Raw genomic sequence first — 14,922 nt, 5'->3', positions numbered from 1 at the left:
TCACCTCGCTTACATCGGCGATAAGTTAAGGAAGAAGCGTTGCAGCCAGCCCATATTTTGCGCTTCGTTAATGTAGCCGTTGCCGACGTACTCAATGCGCGCATCCGCCACCTGGGTGGACGGTACGGTGTTGGTGCCGCTGATAGTGCGAGGGTTAACCACACCGGAGAAGCGAATGAATTCCGTACCCTGGTTAATGGCGATCTGTTTTTCGCCCACCACGTGCAGGTTGCCGTTCACCAGAACCTGGTCAACCGTAACCGTCAGCGTTCCGCTGAAGGTGTTGCTGGCGTTCGCACCACCTTTACCGTTAAAGGTGTTGCCGCCGGAGGCTTCCACATCCGCACGGGCGTTGCCGAACAGCCCTTGCAGATAGCGCGGCACGGTGTCGAAGCCAAAATTGGTTTTGCCATCGCGGCTGGCGTTCGCCGACGAGCTCTTACTCGCACTGACGTTTTCCTGCAACACAATGGTCAGCGTATCGCCAACGTTACGCGGACGACGGTCTTCAAACAGCGGCTGATAACCGTAGTTAATCGGCTGCGCGGTCTGGAAAATAGAGCCGTTCACCACCGGCGCGGGGCCGGGAACGGGTTGGGCGGTAGTCGCACCCTGTACCAATGGTTTAGACGGGATCCAGGCACACCCGCTGAGGGTGACGGCCAGAACAGTCAGGATCGGATAACGAAACGCCGCGTTTTTTTGCATTGCCTTCATCTTCGAAAACAGGGAGCCGGTGCGACGTTTACCGCACCGGGCTACACCTTAGAGTTGCGTCAGTTTTTGCAGCATCTGGTCGGTCGTCGACACTGCTTTACTGTTAATTTCATAGGCGCGCTGGACCTGGATCATATTCACCAGCTCTTCCGCCACGTTAACGTTCGAGGTTTCCACATACCCCTGATACAGCAGCCCCGCCCCGTTCAGGCCCGGGGTACTTTCATTTGGCGTGCCGGAAGACTGCGTTTCGGTGTAGAGGTTCTCGCCGATGCTTTCCAGTCCGGTATCGTTCATGAAGGTGGTCAGGTTGAGCTGTCCAACCTGGACCGGCGCGGCCTGACCTTGCTGAGTGACGCTGACGATGCCGTCACGACCAATGGTGATACTCAGCGCGTTCGCCGGTATGGTGATCGCAGGCTGAACCTGGAAACCGCCCGCCGTCACCAGCTGGCCGTTCTGATCCACCTGGAACGAACCATCGCGGGTATAGGCGGAGGTCCCGTCAGGCAGCTGCACCTGGAAGAAACCCTGACCTTTAATGGCAACGTCTTTACTGTTGTTGGTCTGGGACAGGTTGCCCTGGCTGTGCAGACGCTCGGTGGCGACCGGGCGCACGCCGGTACCAATTTGCAGACCGGACGGCAGCGTGGTTTGCTCAGAAGACTGCGCCCCTGGCTGACGAATCGTTTGATAAAGCAAATCTTCGAAAACCGCACGCTGGCGCTTGAAACCATTGGTGCTGACGTTTGCCAGGTTGTTGGCAATCACATCCATATTGGTTTGCTGTGCGTCCAGACCGGTTTTCGCGATCCATAAAGAACTGATCATAGGGAGTCCTGTTAACTCATAGCCAGAAGTTGGTTAGCCTTGCCTGCGTTTTCATCGACGCTGCTGATGATTTTCATCTGCATTTCGAAGCGGCGGGCGCTGGCGATCATGTCGGTCATGGCTTCCACCGGTTTGACGTTACTGCCTTCCAGCACGCCGGACATCACGCGGATGGTCGGGTCGGCCTGTAACGTGGCGCCACGCGTGGCCTGCGCCGCCTGGGTCAGACGGAACATCCCGTCATCGCCACGCTGCACTTCGTTGCCTTCCGCTTTCACCAGCTTCAGACGACCGACAGGCGCAACGGTGTTCGCCGGGTCGCCCGGGTTTAACGCCGAGATCGTCCCGTCTGCCGCAATGGTCAGCTCGGACCCTTCCGGCACCGTCAACGGACCGGCTTCGCCCATCACCGGATGCCCCTGAATCGTCAGCTGCCCGGTGGCGCTTACCTGGATATTACCGTTGCGGGTATACCCTTCCCCGCCGTCCGCCGTTTGCACCGCCAGCCAGCCGTCCTGCTGAAGGGCAACGTCCAGCGGACGCGCGGTGTAATCCATCTGGCCTGGCGTCATGTCGGCGCCCGGCGTGGAGGCGGTGACCAGCGTACGCGTAGGCAATGACAGACCTTCTACCGGCACCGCACGCAGCGCGTTGAGCTGCGCACGAAAACCTGGCGTGGAGGCGTTTGCCAGGTTGCTGGCGGTAACAGCCTGCTGATTGAGCGTCTGGCTTGCTGCGCCCATCGCTGTATATATTGCGTGATCCATTGCGCTTTCCCGTCAGCTGCTTAACGCAGGTTAACCAGCGTGTTGAGGATCTGATCCTGGGTTTTGATGGTCTGCGCGTTGGACTGGTAGTTACGTTGCGCGACGATCATGTTCACCAGCTCTTTACTCAGATCGACGTTGGAGGCTTCCAGCGCGCCGTTAGTCAGCGTGCCGAAGTTACCGGAACCCGCGGTACCCAGCAGGGCAACACCGGAAGACTGCGTGGCAGACCAGACGTTATCCCCTTCGGATTTCAGGCCTTCGTTGTTGGCGAAGTTTGCCAGCACGATCTGGCCCAGCACCTGGGTCTGTTCGTTCGAATAGTTACCGACAACGGTACCGTCATCGTTGATCTGGTAGCTCACCAGATCGCCCGGCTTATAGCCGTTCTGGCTCGTCGCCACGATGTTGTTCGCACCGGTGTTTTGCTGCATGGAGCTCTGGAAACTCAGAGAGAACACGGCAGGATCCGCACCGCTAATGGTGCCTGTAGTGATATTGATAGCTGGGGTGGCATTTGGCGTAGCGCTTATTACGCCAGCAGCATTGTAGTTGTAAACTCCCGCCAGGTTACCGTTGCTGTCGAAGTTCATCTGTGCTGCTTTTCTTGCAGAAGCACCCGCTACGCTTCCATCCTGGGTATACACATCCCATTTGTTGTCAGCTGTTTTGACATAAAACAGGTTCATGTTGTGCGCATTACCCTGGCTGTCAAACACCGTCACGGTGCCTTTCTTGTTGTAAGAGTCAGGGTTGGACGGATCGAAGGCGACGGTTGGCGCGGTATCGGTGGAGTTCAGGTTGATCTGCTGAGAGGCCGTGGTGGTGGACTTCGCCGCCATCAGCGTCGTTGGGATGGAGATCGCCTGCGGATTCGCACCGGTTTGCACCGTAGGCGGCGTGCCGGCAACCGGATAACCGGTTAACTGAAGCCCCTGCATGTTCACCAGGTTACGGTTTTCATCCAGCTTGAACTGGCCGTTGCGGCTGTAGAACACGGAACCGTTGGCATCCACCATACGGAAGAAACCGTTCTGGCTGATGGCGACGTCCAGACCGCGACCGGTGTTGGTGGTCGTCCCGTCGGTGAAGTCCTGGGTGATACCCGCAACCTTCACGCCCAGGCCCACTTTAGAGCCTGCAAACATATCTGCAAAAGACGCAGAACCGGATTTAAAACCATAGGTCGCGGAGTTGGCGATGTTGTTGCCAATGACGTCCAGGTTGGTGGCCGCAGCATTCAGGCCGCTGACCGCTTGAGAAAAGGCCATGACTTACTCCTGATAAGTATTAAGGCTTAGATAATCTGCCGAACTTCGTCGAGTGTGGTGGTACCGGAGGTACCCAAATCCAGTTTGTTGCCATCGCTACCCTTGATGACGCCCTGAACCAGGGCAAACTGTAGCGGCTGAGCCACCAGCTGAGTGGTGCCGTTGCTGGCGCTAATCGCAACCTGATACGAGCCGTTAGGCGCTTTAGTGCCGTCGGTCAGGCTGCCATCCCAGGTAAAGGTATGAACGCCCGCTTTAAGCTCGCCAATCTCAATCGTGCGCACCACGTTGCCGCTGGCGTCTTTGATTGTGGCGGTGACTTTGTCGGCCGGCTGCTGCAACTCAACGCCAAACGGCGTCGTGGTGGTGGTGGACGTGCCATCGGTAGTGCTGGTGCCCGCCAGAATCGTGGTCCCCGGGATCATCACCCCGTGACCGATCAGGTTGGCGGCCTGCAAGGACTGGCTGTTATCGATTTGACCGGAGACCGAGCCGAGCGTGGTGTTCAGTTTCTCAATGCCGCTGACGGTACTGATCTGCGCAAGCTGCGTGGTCAGTTCGTTGTTCTGCATCGGATTGGTCGGGTCCTGATTTTTCAGCTGCGCCACCAGCAGGGTCAGAAAACTGCTCTGTAAATCGGAGGCATTGCTCCCGGTGAGAGAGCTGGAACCGGTCGCACTGCTGGTGCTGTTGACGCCGGTATTTGTCGGGTCATTCACGTTTACGGCGATGGACATGCGTGTCTCCTTTACTGGCCGAGAGTGAGTGTTTTGAGCATCATGCTCTTCACGGTATTAAGCACTTCGACGTTTGCCTGGTAGCTACGCGACGCGGACATGGAGTTCACCATCTCCCCGACCACATCCACGTTCGGCATTTTCACGTAGCCGCTGGCATCCGCGAGCGGGTTGCCTGGCTCGTAAACCAGCTTGTCGGGTGCCTGGCTCTCAACCACGTCCGCCACTTTTACGCCGCCCGTTGCCGCACCCGGTGCAGCATCAACCTGGAAGACAACCTGTTTAGCGCGATACGGTTGCCCGTCAGGGCCGGTCACGCTGTCGGCGTTGGCCAGGTTACTGGCGGCCACGTTCAGTCGTTTGGACTGCGCCGTTAATGCCGAACCGGCGATATCAAAAATATTCAGCAAGGCCATTTACTAATTGCCCCCCTGTAGGACGGTCATCATGCCTTTAATTTGCCCGCCGAGTAGCGTCAGACCTGTCTGGTATTGCAGGCTGTTATCGGCAAACTGTGTGCGCTCCCGGTCCATGTCGACGGTATTGCCATCAAGTGAGGGCTGATCGGGAATACGGTAAAGCAGGTCGGTCGTTGGCGCGGTCATCGCCTGAGCGGGAATATGACGTGAGGATGTCAGGGCCAGTGAGACACCCGTTCCTTCGGCACGTCCACGCTCCATCACTTTTTTGAGTTCACTGGAAAAATCAATATCGCGCGCCTGATACCCGGGGGTATCCGCGTTGGCGATATTGGCGGCTAAAATCTCCTGCCGCTGGGCGCGTAAATTGAGCGCTTCCTGCTGAAAACGTAACGCGGCGTCGAGTTTATCGAGCATGTCTCCTCCGCTGATGAGAAAATTTCAGTTCACAGCTTAAATCTCACCCCGTCTCCCCTATCGACGGAATAAGCGCAAAATGCGTCGCTATTTGTTGCGTTGATGGAAAACCACTGCGGGTAGAATTTGCTAAATTCTGGACATGGTGGAACGTGCGATGCGGACTTTTAAACGTGGCCTGGCGGCGACCCTACTGCTTTTAAGCCCTCTGGTGCAGGCTGAGGGGTTAGAGGACCAGCTCAATGCATTCTTTGCGCAGAAGCTGGCCGGTTTCAGCGATGACGTACGCGTGACCGTGCGCACCCCGCCTAACCTTTATCCTTCCTGCGAAGCCCCGTCATTTAGCGTGACCGGCAGCACCCGCTTATGGGGCAACGTGAACGTGCTGGCGCGTTGCGCCAATGAAAAACGCTACTTACAGGTTGCGGTTCAGGCGACGGGCAATTATGTTGTCGCCGCCGTTCCCATTCCCCGGGGCAGCCTGCTGCAACCTGACAGCGTAACGCTGAAGCGAGGCCGTCTGGATCAGCTTCCACCGCGGACGATGCTGGATATCAACCAGGCTCAGGAGGCGGTCAGCCTGCGCGATGTCGCTCCTGGACAGGCGATACAGCTATCCATGCTGCGCCAGGCGTGGCGGGTGAAAGCGGGACAACAGGTGATGGTGGTCGCCAATGGCGAAGGCTTTAGTATCAACAGTGAAGGAAAAGCGCTGAATAATGCCGCAGTGGCGCAAAATGCCCGGGTCAGAATGTCCTCAGGCCAGGTGGTCAGCGGCACGGTCGGTCCTGATGGGAATATTCTGATTAACCTGTAATCTTTTTAAAGATTTCGCAGCGACTGCCGATAAATATTCAACAAATGATGATGTCAGGCGCAAACGCCGCGAACCCTCGATGAGGACAACACTATGAGCATTGATCGTACATCAGCCCTGAAGCCGGTTAGCACTGTACAACCTCGCGAAACGAATGAGGCTGCCCCGCAAAAAACGCGTCTGGAAAAAACGTCGACGGCTAACAGCACCAGCGTCACGCTGAGCGATGCGCAGTCGAAGCTGATGCAGCCAGGCAGCAGCGATATCAATATGGAACGTGTTGAAGCGCTGAAAACGGCTATCCGTAACGGCGAACTGAAAATGGATACCAGCAAAATCGCTGATGCGCTGATTCAGGACGCACAGAGTTTCCTCCAGAGTAACTAACCGTATGAGTCGACTGTCAGAAATACTGGATCAGATGACGGTGGTCCTGAACGACCTGAAAACGGTGATGGATGCAGAACAGCACCACCTCTCTTCTGGTCAAATCAACGGCAGCGCGTTGCAACGCATAACTGAAGATAAAAGCTCGCTGCTGGCGACCCTGGATTATCTGGAAAAACAGCGACGCGCTGAGCAAGACGCGAAACGCAGCGCCAATGATGAGATCAACGAACGCTGGCAGACCATTACAGAAAAAACCCAGCATCTTCGCGATCTCAACCAGCATAACGGCTGGCTGCTGGAAGGACAGATTATCCGTAATCAGCAGGCGCTTGAAGTGTTAAAGCCCTATAAAGAGCCGGGGCTGTACGGTGCGGATGGTCAGACGGCCACGGCACGTATCACGGGTGGGAAAAAGATTTCGATTTGACGCAGTAGCGGCACGTCATGAAGCGGGGAGCACCTTCTGGTGAACTCCCCTTTTGGCGTTTATACCGTGCGGCGGGTGAACTCTTTCACTTTGAAGCCAAGCACCGCCAGCGTGGCAAAGTACGCCACCACACCGACCACCACCACGGCCATCAGACGCATCAGGCGGTAAGGCATGGTGCCCTGCGCCCACTCAGGCATGACATACAACATGCCAACCAGCGCGGCCGCCATCACCACTACCGCAATCGCCAGACGCAGCAGGAAGATTGCCCAGCCCGGCTGCGGTGTGAAGATATCCTGCTTGCGCAGCTGCCAGTACAGCAGCCCGGCGTTCAGACAGGCCGCCAGACCAATCGACAATGACAGCCCCGCGTGTTTCAGCGGTCCAATAAACGCCAGGTTCATCAGCTGCGTCATGATCAGCGTCACAATGGCAATCTTAACCGGCGTTTTGATGTCCTGACGTGAATAGAAACCGGGCGCAAGCACCTTCACGACAATCAGCCCCATCAGCCCCACCGAGTAGGCTACGAGCGCACGCTGGGTCATAGCGGCATCAAAGGCGGTGAACTTTCCATACTGGAACAACGACACCGTCAGCGGTTTCGCCAGGATCCCCAGCGCCACCGCGCTTGGCAGCGCCAGCAGAAAACAGAGACGCAGGCCCCAGTCCATCAGGCGGCAGTATTCATCGTGGTTGCCGCTGGCGAAACTTTTCGACAGCGACGGCAGCAGAATAGTCCCCAGCGCCACGCCCAGCACCCCGGATGGAAACTCCATCAGACGATCGGCGTAGTACATCCAGGACACCGAGCCCGACACCAGGAAAGAGGCGAAGATGGTATTGATGATCAGAGAGATCTGGCTAACGGACACGCCGAGTATCGCCGGTCCCATCTGTTTGATAACGCGCATTGCGCCCGCATCTTTGAAATTAATGCGCGGCAGAACCAGCATGCCGATCTTTTTCAGGTGCGGAAGCTGGTAAGCAAGCTGTAACACGCCGCCGACGGTCACGGCCCAGGCCAGCGCCAGCACCGGTGGGTTAAAATGCGGCGCGGCGAACAGCGCAAAGCCAATCATGCTGACGTTGAGGAACGTGGGGGCAAAGGCCGGAACGGAGAAGCGGTTCCAGGTATTCAGGATGGCACCCACCAGCGACGCCAGCGAAATCAGCAGAATATAGGGGAAGGTTATACGCAGCAGTTGGGTGGTCAGGGTAAATTTATCCGCTGTGTCAGCAAAACCCGGCGCCGTCACCATGATCACCCAGGGCGCTGCCAGCATCCCCAGGACGGTCACGATCGCCAGCGCCAGCGTCAGTAATCCGGAAACGTAGGCCACAAAGACGCGGGTGGCATCTTCGCCCTGTTTGCTTTTATATTCTGCGAGGATCGGAACAAATGCCTGTGAAAAGGCCCCTTCGGCAAAAATACGGCGCAGCAGGTTTGGCAGCTTAAAGGCGACGAAAAAGGCGTCAGTCGCCATCCCGGCGCCAAAAACCCTAGCCACAATGGCATCGCGCGCAAAGCCAAGCACGCGGGAAAACATGGTCATCGAGCTGACGGCCGCCAGCGATTTTAATAAGTTCATTAACGTGAAGTTCCACAACCCTACGGATTTCCAGGACGGGCAAGCGTTAGCGCCACCCGGCAAAGCCAACAAGCGGCGCTTAGTCTAACCGGATTTCAACGAATTACTATCGGCAGATGTTACAACGCGTTATTCCGACATGGCTTCGCGCCAGAGTCGTTCCACAATGCGCTGCGCCAGAATAGCCTGCTCCCCGGACGTTTCAGGAACCGTCTGATTCTGCACGCAGGTGATGAAGTGACGCGCGCAGCCCATAAAGCCACGCTGCTCCAGGGTGCTTTGCCAGCCGGGAACCGGTAACGCGACCACGCCATTGCCCTTCTCTTCCCGCCACTCTCGCATATCGGTGACGTCATACAGCGCGCCATCCGTAACGGCCTGCACGGACTCGCGCTGGCTGCCCGCCCGACGATGCATGCTGGTCGTCACCTGCAAATGCTCAACGGCAAAATGATGTTCGGCGTAAACCATCTCACCCTGCTCGTTGGTCAGCAGCGTGCCGCTTTGCAGCTGGGCTTTTCCGTTACTCAGCCACAGGGCCGTATCCACGACGTGGAGATAATCATCCAGCAGCGTGAAGCGCAGGTCGTTAGGCCCCACGCTGTCGGTACGGTGCTTATCCATACGCAGAGAGGCGAACGAGCCGGACTGCGCTTTAAGCTGCTGATAGAGCGGCGCAAAACGGCGGTTGAAGCCGACCATCAGCGTCAGCTTTTTACGCGCGGCCAGCTCAATCAGTCGCTCAGCATCCTGTACATTTTCCGCCAGAGGTTTATCCACGCAGACGTGAACGCCTGCGTTCAGCAACTCGCTCACCACCTGGTAGTGCGTCGCGGTTGAGGTATGCACAAATACTGCATCACATTCACGGGCTAAATCCTGTAGCGAACCGGCATAAGGGATGCGCCAGGTTTTGCAGATGCGCTCTGCTTTCTCGCGGGTGGGCGACCACGCCCCTTGCAGCGTCCAGTCGGACGCGGCGCCTAAAACGGGCAGCCAGGCTTTTTGCGCGATCCCTCCCAGCCCCACAACACCAATGCGTAATGTTGTCACGATTAATCTCCCAGATGTGCGAGTAACGCATCCAGACGCTGCTTCAGCCCGGCAACCTCGTCTTCCAGGGCCGCCACGCGCGCGTTCAGGCTGTCGTTTGATGCTGGCGTGTCGGATTCTACGGCCAGCGCAGAGGGCTCAACGTCGCCGCTAAAAAGGTGCATGTAGCGGCTTTCACGCTTGCCCGGCTCGCGTGGCAGACGCACCACGTAAGGACCGTCCTCGCGTGAGGCTAATCGCTCCAGCGTCTGTTCAACGTCCTGCATATCCTGAAACTCATGCATGCGGGAGGCGCGCGTGCGCAGTTCACCCGGCGTCTGCGCCCCGCGCAGCAGCAGCGTGGTGATCACTGCCACTTCCGCGGCACTGAGTTTTAAATCGCCAAATTCGGAATTACAAAAGCGCTGTTCATATTTAGTGACGCGATTACCGAAGCCGCTGACGGTGCGCAGGTAGTGGCGCTTCACCAGCTCATCAAGGATATCCTGCACCTCGTGCTCGCCAAGGTTCATCACCGGCTCACGGTTCGTCTTCTGGTTGCAGGCCATCGTGACGGAATTCACGGACAGAGGATACTGTTCCGGCGTGGTGACCTGCTTTTCCAGAAGGCAGCCGACCACGCGCGCTTCGGCGCCATTTAACTGATATTTCATTTTTTCTCCTTAACGACCCGCGGTCCACTCCTGGGTGGTGAGCGCGGTGAGCACATGGTCCCGCCACTCGCCGTCAATCAGCAGATAATCTTTGGCATAGCCCTCTTTCTCAAACCCCAGGCGGGCCAGCAGATCGCCGCTGCGCTTATTGTGCGGCATGTAGTTGGCCATAATGCGATGGATATGTTGCGTGCGCTGCATGTAGCGAATCGCCGCCGTCAGCGCCTCAAACATGAGCCCCTGCCCCTGCCATTTCTGACCGATGGAATACCCGAGGTAACAGGCGTGAAACGACCCGCGTACCACGTTTGAAAAATTGGCAATGCCAACGATCTCTTTCTCTTCCGGATCGAGAAGCGCGAAATAAAACGCACTTCCCTGTTTATGAAATTCCGCAATCATACTGAGGCGCGCCTGCCAGCCAGAGGGGTAGCAGTGGCTCTCGTCCCGAACGGGTTCCCAGGGTTTTAAAAACTGGCGATTCTCGGCGTAATAATCCGCCAGACGCCAGGCATCACGCTCATGCACCAGACGAACGACCAGCCTGTCCGTCGTCAGACGCACTTTTGGCACATTACTGCGATAGCCAAACATCGTTACCACTCCTTCCCGTCGCTTCTGCTCTGCCTGTTAGCTTTACTATACCTGCGCCTGTGCCTTCTGTGAAAACAGTGACATACCATTTTGATCGCTTTTCACATTTTTCGATGAGAACTCTCTATCAAAGCACCTTTTTGATAAAAAAATATTGTCGCCAGCGGGTATGGGAAAAAGCCCGGCGACACCGCAGAATGTTAGCGTGCTCACCTTTTATTTTCCCTGGAGGGAAAATGTCCCGCGTATCACAGGCCAGGAGCCTGGGTAAATATTTCCTGCTCGTCGATAACATGCTGGTCGTGCTCGGCTTTTTTGTCGTTTTTCCGCTTATATCGATTCGTTTTGTCGATCAAATGGGCTGGGCGGCATTGATGGTCGGGATCGCGCTGGGTCTACGCCAGTTTGTACAACAGGGTCTGGGCGTGTTTGGCGGCGCAATAGCCGACCGCTTCGGCGCGAAACCGATGATCGTCACCGGCATGCTGTTACGTGCGGCGGGATTCGCCACCATGGCAATCGCTCATGAACCCTGGCTGCTGTGGTTCTCCTGTTTCCTTTCCGGGATTGGCGGCACCCTTTTCGACCCACCGCGTACCGCGCTGGTGGTTAAGCTTATCCGTCCGCAACACCGGGGGCGCTTCTTTTCGATTTTGATGATGCAGGACAGCGCTGGCGCGGTGGTGGGCGCCCTGCTGGGAAGCTGGCTGCTGCAATACGATTTCCGCCTGGTCTGCGCCACCGGCGCGGTGTTGTTTATTCTCTGCGCGCTGTTTAACGGTCTGTTTCTGCCCGCGTGGAAGCTGTCGACGGTGAAGGCGCCTGTGCGGGAAGGGCTTGACCGCGTGCTGAGCGATAAACGCTTCGTCACCTATGTGTTAACCCTGACCGGCTACTACATGCTCGCCGTGCAGGTCATGCTGATGCTGCCCATTATGGTTAACGATATTGCCGGCACGCCGGCAGCGGTGAAATGGATGTATGCCATTGAGGCCTGCCTCTCTCTGACGCTGCTCTATCCGATTGCCCGCTGGAGCGAGCGCCGTTTCCGGCTTGAGCACCGTCTGATGGCCGGGCTGTTGCTGATGACGCTGAGCATGATGCCCATCGGCCTGGTGAGTTCGCTTCAGCAACTGTTTATGCTCATCTGCACCTTCTATATTGGCTCAATCATTGCCGAGCCAGCCCGTGAAACGCTGAGCGCGTCACTTGCCGACGCCCGGGCCCGCGGCAGCTACATGGGCTTCAGCCGTCTCGGGCTGGCGCTTGGCGGCGCACTGGGTTACACCGGTGGCGGCTGGCTGTTTGATGCCGGAAAAGCGCTCCATCAGCCGGAGCTGCCGTGGGTCATGCTCGGCATGGTCGGCTTTATGACGCTGATTGCCCTCTGGTGGCAGTTCAGTGATAAACGCAGCACCCGCGGGATGCTGGAGCCTGGCGCCTGACCCCTTTCATTATCAGTTTTTTCTGCTGGTTTCTGTTGGATCACCCTGACATACTGGCGTATCAGGACAGATGCGCCGATTTTATGTTGAGGAACGCCATGAAAAAGATCGTTATTGCCGCTGCGTTAATTGTCAGTGGTCTGCTGGTGGGATGTAACCAGCTTACGCAGTACACCGTCAGTGAGCAGGAAATTAATCAGGCGCTGGAAAAACATAATAACTTTTCAAAAGATATCGGCGTGCCCGGCCTTGCGGATGCGCATATGGTCCTGACGAATCTCGCCAGCCAGATTGGGCGCGAGGAGCCTAACAAAGTCACCCTTTCCGGCGATGCCAGCCTCGATATGACCTCGCTCTTCGGCAATCAGAAAGCGGATATCAAGCTGAAGCTCAAGGCGCTGCCGGTCTTTAATAAAGAGAAAGGGGCCATTTTCCTGCAAGAGATGGAAATCGTCGATGCAGTTGTGACGCCGGAAAAAATGAAACCGGTGCTGCAAACGCTGATGCCGTATCTCAACCAGTCGTTGCAGAACTACTTTAACCAACAGCCTGCCTATGTTCTGAGCGAAGACAAGAGCAAAGGCGAATCTCTGGCGAAAAAATATGCCAAAGGGATAGAGGTGAAGCCGGGTGAAATCATCATTCCTTTCACCGACTAAACACTCCGGGCGCTCAGGCGCCCGTTTTTTTTAACGGAATAGTGTGCAAACGAAAACGTTTCCGCTTATGATTTGTGTCCGGCAAAAACAGCCCTCTTATGACTGATCTCTTTCAAGCCGGAGCTTCCATGACTGTACAATCCCAGGTTCTCAAAATCCGCCGCCCAGACGACTGGCATATCCATCTTCGTGATGGCGACATGCTGAAAACCGTCGTGCCGTATACCAGCGAAATTTATGGCCGTGCGATTGTTATGCCTAACCTGGTTCCGCCAGTCACTACCGTCGAGGCCGCGATTGCCTATCGCCAGCGTATCCTTGACGCCGTTCCGGCCGGACACGATTTTACCCCATTGATGACCTGCTACCTGACGGACTCGCTGGATCCGAATGAAGTTGAGCGCGGGTTTAACGAAGGTGTATTCACCGCCGCGAAGCTCTACCCGGCGAATGCCACCACTAACTCCAGCCATGGGGTGACCAGTATTGATGCCATCATGCCTGTTCTGGAGCGTATGCAAAAACTGGGCATGCCGCTGCTGGTGCACGGGGAAGTGACCCACGCTGACATTGATATTTTCGATCGCGAAGCACGTTTTATCGAAACGGTCATGGAGCCGCTGCGCCAGCGTCTTCCGGGGCTGAAAGTGGTGTTTGAACACATTACGACTAAAGATGCCGCAGAGTATGTCCGGGATGGAAACGAGCTGATTGCCGCCACCATCACCCCGCAGCACCTGATGTTTAACCGTAACCACATGCTGGTGGGCGGCGTTCGCCCACATCTGTATTGTCTGCCGATCCTCAAGCGCAACATCCACCAGCAGGCGCTACGTGAGCTGGTCGCCAGCGGCTTCCCGCGCGCGTTCCTCGGCACGGATTCCGCCCCGCATGCCCGTCACCGTAAAGAGGCGAGCTGCGGCTGTGCAGGCTGTTTTAACGCCCCGACCGCCCTGGCAAGTTACGCAACCGTGTTTGAAGAGATGAATGCGTTAGACCATTTCGAAGCCTTCTGCTCCCTTAACGGCCCGCGTTTCTACGGTCTGCCGGTTAATGACACGTTCATTGAGCTGGAGCGCAAAGAAAGCCAGGTTGAAGCGTCGATTGCGCTCACCGACGATACGCTGATCCCCTTCCTGGCCGGTGAAACCGTAAACTGGACGGTAAAACGCTAAAAAAATCGCGCCCCCTGTTGTCAAACCGACAATATAACTGTATAAATAAACAGTATATTACACAGGGGGCATTTATGCGTATCGAAGTCACCATAGCCAAATCCACCGTCCTGCCTGCTGGCGCACTCGACGCTCTGGCGGGTGAACTATCCCGACGTATTAACAGCACTTTTCCTGAAAACGATGGTGCCGTAACGGTACGTTATGCGACAGCAAACCATCTTTCCGTCATCGGCGGCGCGAAAGAAGACAAAGAACGCATCAGCGAAATTTTGCAGGAAACATGGGAAAGCGCCGACGACTGGTTCATCACTGATTAAAATTTGCTCCCTCATTGTGTTTTTTTGCCGGGTCGCCCCGGCTTTTTTTCGTTTCGTCTCCTGAAAGTTCAAAATATTTCAGCATCTTCTTAGAAAATCGTGAACAAGATGGCGTTTTATTGTTCGAACAATCCTAAAAAGCATAAAAATGTGTTGCTACCCGTTTATTTTTTCCTTCTGAACCCTTATTAATTGATATACTGAAATTGCTTTCAGAAAAACATGCATTGAACCTCAAAGTCGTTGTCTTCTAACACGCATTAAGGGGGTTATAATGGAAAAGAATAGTGAAGTCATCCAGACCCATCCGCTTGTTGGCTGGGATATCAGCACCGTAGACAGCTACGATGCGCTGATGCTGCGTTTGCACTACCAGACCCCAAATCAGCAAAACCGTGATGAAGCGGAAGTTGGACAGACGCTGTGGCTTACAACAGACGTCGCCCGTCAGTTTATCTCTATTTTAGAAGCAGGCATCGCAAAAATAGAATCTGGCGACTATCAGGAAAATGAGTATAAACGGCATTGACCTTATGCCCCTTTTCACTCAACAGGCACCCTCGCGGTGCCTTATTTATTTCGCTCTTGTATAAGCCCACTTAGTTAATTACTCTGCTAACAAAGCGTTAGTAAAG

General features: G+C 55.9%; 19 protein-coding genes. 8 read left to right on the top strand and 11 right to left on the bottom strand.

What is annotated here, in order from left to right; all coding sequences use genetic code 11:
• Positions 1-9: 9 nt before the first annotated feature.
• The 7 genes from flgH to flgB are packed head-to-tail and all read right to left on the bottom strand — an operon-like array spanning position 10 to position 5,159.
• Positions 10-708, bottom strand: coding sequence for a flagellar basal body L-ring protein FlgH (gene flgH / locus ACOTX5_RS11515; protein ID WP_003857987.1), 699 nt, complete (start codon positions 706-708; stop codon positions 10-12).
• A 57-nt stretch (positions 709-765) separates the two neighbouring features.
• Entirely contained in the window at positions 766-1,548 is a 783-nt protein-coding gene (flgG, locus tag ACOTX5_RS11510; protein WP_000625853.1) for a flagellar basal-body rod protein FlgG, read from the bottom strand.
• An 11-nt stretch (positions 1,549-1,559) separates the two neighbouring features.
• A complete protein-coding gene (locus tag ACOTX5_RS11505; protein ID WP_003857990.1) occupies positions 1,560-2,315 on the bottom strand; it encodes a flagellar basal body rod protein FlgF in 756 nt (251 codons plus the stop codon).
• A gap of 20 nt (positions 2,316-2,335) precedes the next feature.
• Positions 2,336-3,586, bottom strand: coding sequence for a flagellar hook protein FlgE (gene flgE / locus ACOTX5_RS11500; protein ID WP_045615689.1), 1,251 nt, complete (start codon positions 3,584-3,586; stop codon positions 2,336-2,338).
• 26 nt (positions 3,587-3,612) lie between these two features.
• Complete coding sequence (gene flgD, locus ACOTX5_RS11495; protein WP_003857994.1) at positions 3,613-4,323, bottom strand: flagellar hook assembly protein FlgD; 711 nt, start codon at positions 4,321-4,323, stop codon at positions 3,613-3,615.
• Between the two features lie 11 nt (positions 4,324-4,334).
• Entirely contained in the window at positions 4,335-4,739 is a 405-nt protein-coding gene (flgC, locus tag ACOTX5_RS11490; RefSeq protein WP_003857997.1) for a flagellar basal body rod protein FlgC, read from the bottom strand.
• Positions 4,740-4,742: 3 nt separating this feature from the next.
• Positions 4,743-5,159 (bottom strand): flagellar basal body rod protein FlgB, encoded by a 417-nt coding sequence (gene flgB, locus ACOTX5_RS11485; RefSeq protein WP_003857999.1) that lies wholly within the window; start codon positions 5,157-5,159, stop codon positions 4,743-4,745.
• A 157-nt stretch (positions 5,160-5,316) separates the two neighbouring features.
• Here flgB and flgA point away from each other — a divergent pair, with 157 nt between their 5' ends.
• The 3 genes from flgA (at position 5,317) to flgN (ending at position 6,793) form a co-directional block, all read left to right on the top strand.
• Positions 5,317-5,976 (top strand): flagellar basal body P-ring formation chaperone FlgA, encoded by a 660-nt coding sequence (flgA, locus tag ACOTX5_RS11480; protein WP_023296301.1) that lies wholly within the window; start codon positions 5,317-5,319, stop codon positions 5,974-5,976.
• Between the two features lie 93 nt (positions 5,977-6,069).
• On the top strand, positions 6,070-6,363 hold the full coding sequence (gene flgM, locus ACOTX5_RS11475) for a flagellar biosynthesis anti-sigma factor FlgM (protein ID WP_003858002.1): 294 nt from the start codon (positions 6,070-6,072) through the stop codon (positions 6,361-6,363).
• A gap of 4 nt (positions 6,364-6,367) precedes the next feature.
• Entirely contained in the window at positions 6,368-6,793 is a 426-nt protein-coding gene (flgN, locus tag ACOTX5_RS11470; protein WP_003858003.1) for a flagella biosynthesis chaperone FlgN, read from the top strand.
• Between the two features lie 59 nt (positions 6,794-6,852).
• Here the strand turns inward: flgN and murJ are convergent, their stop codons facing one another.
• The 4 genes from murJ to rimJ all read right to left on the bottom strand — a co-directional run bounded on the left by murJ (position 6,853) and on the right by rimJ (position 10,688).
• Positions 6,853-8,388: a murein biosynthesis integral membrane protein MurJ gene (gene murJ / locus ACOTX5_RS11465; RefSeq protein ID WP_047727482.1), complete on the bottom strand. Its 1,536-nt coding sequence runs from the start codon at positions 8,386-8,388 to the stop codon at positions 6,853-6,855.
• Between the two features lie 129 nt (positions 8,389-8,517).
• Positions 8,518-9,441, bottom strand: a complete 924-nt coding sequence (locus tag ACOTX5_RS11460; RefSeq protein WP_047727483.1) for a Gfo/Idh/MocA family protein — start codon at positions 9,439-9,441, stop codon at positions 8,518-8,520.
• 2 nt (positions 9,442-9,443) lie between these two features.
• Positions 9,444-10,094 carry a YceH family protein gene (locus ACOTX5_RS11455; protein WP_023303423.1) on the bottom strand — a complete coding sequence of 217 codons (651 nt, stop codon included), beginning with the start codon at positions 10,092-10,094 and terminating at the stop codon, positions 9,444-9,446.
• Positions 10,095-10,103: 9 nt separating this feature from the next.
• A complete protein-coding gene (rimJ, locus tag ACOTX5_RS11450; protein WP_003858007.1) occupies positions 10,104-10,688 on the bottom strand; it encodes a ribosomal protein S5-alanine N-acetyltransferase in 585 nt (194 codons plus the stop codon).
• 236 nt (positions 10,689-10,924) lie between these two features.
• On the opposite strand from rimJ, the gene mdtH reads away from it, so the two are divergent.
• The 5 genes from mdtH to bssS all read left to right on the top strand — a co-directional run bounded on the left by mdtH (position 10,925) and on the right by bssS (position 14,816).
• Positions 10,925-12,133, top strand: a complete 1,209-nt coding sequence (mdtH, locus tag ACOTX5_RS11445; protein ID WP_003858008.1) for a multidrug efflux MFS transporter MdtH — start codon at positions 10,925-10,927, stop codon at positions 12,131-12,133.
• A 98-nt stretch (positions 12,134-12,231) separates the two neighbouring features.
• Positions 12,232-12,792: a lipoprotein gene (locus ACOTX5_RS11440; RefSeq protein ID WP_234101233.1), complete on the top strand. Its 561-nt coding sequence runs from the start codon at positions 12,232-12,234 to the stop codon at positions 12,790-12,792.
• A 128-nt stretch (positions 12,793-12,920) separates the two neighbouring features.
• Positions 12,921-13,967: a dihydroorotase gene (gene pyrC / locus ACOTX5_RS11435; RefSeq protein WP_017384740.1), complete on the top strand. Its 1,047-nt coding sequence runs from the start codon at positions 12,921-12,923 to the stop codon at positions 13,965-13,967.
• Between the two features lie 74 nt (positions 13,968-14,041).
• Positions 14,042-14,287 (top strand): DNA damage-inducible protein I, encoded by a 246-nt coding sequence (gene dinI, locus ACOTX5_RS11430; RefSeq protein WP_003858011.1) that lies wholly within the window; start codon positions 14,042-14,044, stop codon positions 14,285-14,287.
• Positions 14,288-14,561: 274 nt separating this feature from the next.
• Positions 14,562-14,816, top strand: coding sequence for a biofilm formation regulator BssS (gene bssS / locus ACOTX5_RS11425; protein WP_015570838.1), 255 nt, complete (start codon positions 14,562-14,564; stop codon positions 14,814-14,816).
• The last annotated feature ends 106 nt before the right edge of the window (positions 14,817-14,922 follow it).

The sequence above is a fragment of the Enterobacter cloacae complex sp. IR5441 genome (assembly GCF_049238215.1).
Classification (GTDB): Bacteria; Pseudomonadota; Gammaproteobacteria; order Enterobacterales; family Enterobacteriaceae; genus Enterobacter; species Enterobacter hormaechei_C.
Note: the sequence above shows the minus strand (reverse complement) of the source record. Positions and strands in the feature narration are given on the sequence as shown.

Bases quoted from the DNA above. Each gene is read 5' to 3' on its own strand.
- pyrC (WP_017384740.1), top strand. From the start codon at position 12,921: ATGACTGTACAATCCCAGGTTCTCAAAATCCGCCGCCCAGACGACTGG.
- dinI (WP_003858011.1), top strand. From the start codon at position 14,042: ATGCGTATCGAAGTCACCATAGCCAAATCCACCGTCCTGCCTGCTGGC.
- flgE (WP_045615689.1), bottom strand. From the start codon at position 3,586: ATGGCCTTTTCTCAAGCGGTCAGCGGCCTGAATGCTGCGGCCACCAAC.
- bssS (WP_015570838.1), top strand. From the start codon at position 14,562: ATGGAAAAGAATAGTGAAGTCATCCAGACCCATCCGCTTGTTGGCTGG.
- murJ (WP_047727482.1), bottom strand. From the start codon at position 8,388: ATGAACTTATTAAAATCGCTGGCGGCCGTCAGCTCGATGACCATGTTT.
- flgM (WP_003858002.1), top strand. From the start codon at position 6,070: ATGAGCATTGATCGTACATCAGCCCTGAAGCCGGTTAGCACTGTACAA.
- flgB (WP_003857999.1), bottom strand. From the start codon at position 5,159: ATGCTCGATAAACTCGACGCCGCGTTACGTTTTCAGCAGGAAGCGCTC.
- flgC (WP_003857997.1), bottom strand. From the start codon at position 4,739: ATGGCCTTGCTGAATATTTTTGATATCGCCGGTTCGGCATTAACGGCG.
- flgN (WP_003858003.1), top strand. From the start codon at position 6,368: ATGAGTCGACTGTCAGAAATACTGGATCAGATGACGGTGGTCCTGAAC.
- ACOTX5_RS11455 (WP_023303423.1), bottom strand. From the start codon at position 10,094: ATGAAATATCAGTTAAATGGCGCCGAAGCGCGCGTGGTCGGCTGCCTT.
- flgH (WP_003857987.1), bottom strand. From the start codon at position 708: ATGCAAAAAAACGCGGCGTTTCGTTATCCGATCCTGACTGTTCTGGCC.
- flgD (WP_003857994.1), bottom strand. From the start codon at position 4,323: ATGTCCATCGCCGTAAACGTGAATGACCCGACAAATACCGGCGTCAAC.
- ACOTX5_RS11505 (WP_003857990.1), bottom strand. From the start codon at position 2,315: ATGGATCACGCAATATATACAGCGATGGGCGCAGCAAGCCAGACGCTC.
- flgG (WP_000625853.1), bottom strand. From the start codon at position 1,548: ATGATCAGTTCTTTATGGATCGCGAAAACCGGTCTGGACGCACAGCAA.
- rimJ (WP_003858007.1), bottom strand. From the start codon at position 10,688: ATGTTTGGCTATCGCAGTAATGTGCCAAAAGTGCGTCTGACGACGGAC.
- flgA (WP_023296301.1), top strand. From the start codon at position 5,317: ATGCGGACTTTTAAACGTGGCCTGGCGGCGACCCTACTGCTTTTAAGC.
- ACOTX5_RS11440 (WP_234101233.1), top strand. From the start codon at position 12,232: ATGAAAAAGATCGTTATTGCCGCTGCGTTAATTGTCAGTGGTCTGCTG.
- mdtH (WP_003858008.1), top strand. From the start codon at position 10,925: ATGTCCCGCGTATCACAGGCCAGGAGCCTGGGTAAATATTTCCTGCTC.